The sequence below is a fragment of the Nocardia carnea genome, from assembly GCF_029869215.1.
In the GTDB taxonomy this organism is placed as follows: domain Bacteria; phylum Actinomycetota; class Actinomycetes; order Mycobacteriales; family Mycobacteriaceae; genus Nocardia; species Nocardia carnea_B.
On the sequence record NZ_JARWPM010000054.1, the window covers coordinates 1 to 2,730 of the forward strand.

Sequence of the window (2,730 nt, forward strand, 5' to 3'; positions counted from 1 at the left end):
GGGACGGGCCAAAACCACTCAGGGCCTCGTAAGACTCGGCACCGCTGTGGTTGCGTTGGGTTCCGGGGTTATGTGAACCACTCGGGGCCTCGTAAGACTCGGCGGCGCCGTGGGTGCGTTGGGTTCGGGGTTATGCAGACCACTCGGGGCCTCGTAAGACTCGGGTGCCGCCGTGGTGGCGTTCGGGTTTCGGGGTTATGCGAACCACTTGGGCCTCTAAGACCCGGGCGCCGCCTGGTTGCGTTGGGTTTCTGGGTTATGTGAACCACTCAGGGCCTTGTCGAGTCGGCGCCGCCGTGGCCGCGTTCGAGACATGGTGGCCGATTTTTTGGCCGTATTGTCCTATTTCCGGATGTTTTGAATGTGTTTGTCAATTGGTCGGTTTTGCGCCGGTTGTCCGTAATTATCGGGCTCGCGCGGCGGTCGCTGCGGGCGCAGGGCAGGATGGGGTTGTCAGAACTCATCCTGGATAAGGAGTGTCATCGTGGGGCAGGTCAAGGCCGGCAGTTCGATCGACGTCGCGGCGGATCCGCAGCGCACGCTCGCGGCGATCACCGACTACACGGAGGTGCGGCCGAGGATCCTTTCCGAGCAGTACCGTGACTACAAGGTGGTGGAAGGCGGCCAGGGCGACGGCACCGTGGCCGAATGGACCCTGCAGGCCACCGAGAAGCGCGTGCGCAACATCCGGGCCCAGGTGTCGGTGGCCGATCTCGTGGTCACCGAGAAGGATGCCAACTCCACGCTGGTCAACACCTGGACGGTGATCCCGTCAGGTTCCGGTTCGACCGTGCGGCTGGAAACCACCTGGCAGGGCGCCGGCGGTATCTCCGGCATCTTCGAGGGCATTTTCGCCCCGCTCGGCCTGCGCAAGATCCAGGCCGCGGTGCTGGAAAACCTGCAGCGCGAGCTGGGCTAGATCCCGCCACTCCGGCGTGGACGGCCCGCCCCGTCCGGGGGGGCCGGTAACGCCGGGGGGCCTGCCGGGGGCGAGGCATAACCATAGGCCGTCACCGGGGCCGGAAGACGGCCGGCGCCGCGGTAACCGACCTGGTTGGCCCCGCTCCGCGGCCATCGACCGTTCAGGAATGGGTGGCGATATCGAAGAGGTTGCCCTCCGGATCGGCCAGCGTGGCCCACTGGAAACCGTGTTCGTCGAAATCGCCGATATGCTTCGCGCCCAGCGCCACCGCGCGCTCGACCTCGGCGGCCAGATCGGTGGCCATCAGGTCCAGATGAACCGAATTCTTGCCCGGGGTCCGGTCGGGCACCTGCAGAAACATCAGCGGCGGTGTCATCCCGGAGTCGCGGCCGACGGTGGCAACGTACTCGCTGGCATCCGGGTCCACCGGCTGGTCGAGCAGACGTGCGTAGAAATCGGCCAGGGCGGCGGCGTTCGTGCAGTCGTAGGTGGCGGCGGCGATGGTCGGGGCCATATGCACTCCCTGTCGTCGAATGAGTGGTTGCCCGCATCATGCACCGGCCCACCGACAACAAATCGCATTACCGCACTAGGCTGAACCATGTCCCGTCCGTAGAGAGGAATGCCGTGCAGCCCGATGGTCAGTTCGATATGCAGCAATTGCTCCAGCAGGCCCAGCAGATGCAGGAGCAGGTGATGGCGGCGCAGGCCGAGATCGCCGCTGCCGAAGTGGAAGGGCAGGCAGGAAACGGCCTGGTCAAGGTGACCATCAAGGCCACCGGGGAGATCGTGTCCCTGACCATCGACCCCAAAGCGGTGGACCCCGAGGATGTCGAGACCCTGCAGGACCTGGTGATCGGGGCGATCAACCAGGCGATGGGCAACGCACAGGAACTGGCCGCCGAGCGGCTGGGTCCGCTGGCCGGCGGCGGTGCGCCGGGCCTGCCCGGCTTCTGAGACGTTCCGGGTAACGCGGTGTACGAGGGGCCGGTTCAGGATCTCATCGACGAACTGGGCAAACTTCCGGGCGTCGGCCCCAAGAGCGCCCAGCGGATAGCGTTCCACCTGTTGCAGGTGGAACCGCCGGAAATCGACCGCCTACAGGCGGTGCTGCAGAAAATCCGCGACGGTGTGCGGTTCTGTGCCCAATGTGGCACCGTCGCCGACGGCGAACTCTGCCGGATCTGCGCGGACCCGCGCCGCGATCGCAGCATGATCTGCGTGGTCGAGGAACCCAAAGACGTTCCGGCGATCGAGCGCACCCGCGAATTCCGTGGTCGCTACCACGTCCTGGGCGGCGCGCTGGACCCGCTCAGCGGTATCGGCCCCGAACAACTACGGATCCGGGAACTGCTCACCCGGATCGGAAACCAGGACGACGGAGTCGACGTCACCGAGGTGATCATCGCGACCGACCCGAACACCGAAGGCGAAGCCACCGCCACCTACCTGGTCCGCATGCTGCGCGACTTCCCCGGACTCACGGTCACCCGCCTGGCCTCCGGCCTGCCCATGGGCGGCGACCTCGAATTCGCCGACGAACTGACCCTGGGCCGAGCTTTCTCGGGGCGCCGCGCGCTGTAATTTTGGCGCCGACTCCGTCGGCGCGGGTTTTGGCCCCCCTAGGTCCCGGCTGTCAGCGCTCGACACTCGCGCCTGCGGCGCATCGCATCGAGCGCTGACAGCCGGGACGGGCCAAAACCCGCGGCGCCGCAGGGGCCGCAAAAAGACACAGCATGTCAGTTGGTGGGGAGGGCGCCGTCCACGCCGCCGACATCGGTGATCTGCCAGCCGGCGTTCTCGTCGAG

4 protein-coding genes are annotated in these 2,730 nt (G+C 66.5%); 3 read left to right on the plus strand and 1 reads right to left on the minus strand.

The features are described from left to right. Nucleotides 1-484: 484 nt before the first annotated feature. The gene (locus QH276_RS02230; protein WP_280400361.1) at nucleotides 485-919 is read left to right on the plus strand and encodes an SRPBCC family protein; all 435 of its coding nucleotides are present in this window, start codon (nucleotides 485-487) and stop codon (nucleotides 917-919) included. Between the two features lie 163 nt (nucleotides 920-1,082). Here the strand turns inward: QH276_RS02230 and QH276_RS02235 are convergent, their stop codons facing one another. Then, nucleotides 1,083-1,436 (minus strand): VOC family protein, encoded by a 354-nt coding sequence (locus tag QH276_RS02235; RefSeq protein WP_280402684.1) that lies wholly within the window; start codon nucleotides 1,434-1,436, stop codon nucleotides 1,083-1,085. 113 nt (nucleotides 1,437-1,549) lie between these two features. Between QH276_RS02235 and QH276_RS02240 the strand changes: the two genes are divergently transcribed. Both QH276_RS02240 and recR read left to right on the plus strand, forming a co-directional pair. Then, nucleotides 1,550-1,879 carry a YbaB/EbfC family nucleoid-associated protein gene (locus tag QH276_RS02240; RefSeq protein WP_280402683.1) on the plus strand — a complete coding sequence of 110 codons (330 nt, stop codon included), beginning with the start codon at nucleotides 1,550-1,552 and terminating at the stop codon, nucleotides 1,877-1,879. An 18-nt stretch (nucleotides 1,880-1,897) separates the two neighbouring features. Continuing rightward, entirely contained in the window at nucleotides 1,898-2,506 is a 609-nt protein-coding gene (gene recR / locus QH276_RS02245; protein WP_280402682.1) for a recombination mediator RecR, read from the plus strand. Nucleotides 2,507-2,730 lie beyond the last annotated feature (224 nt).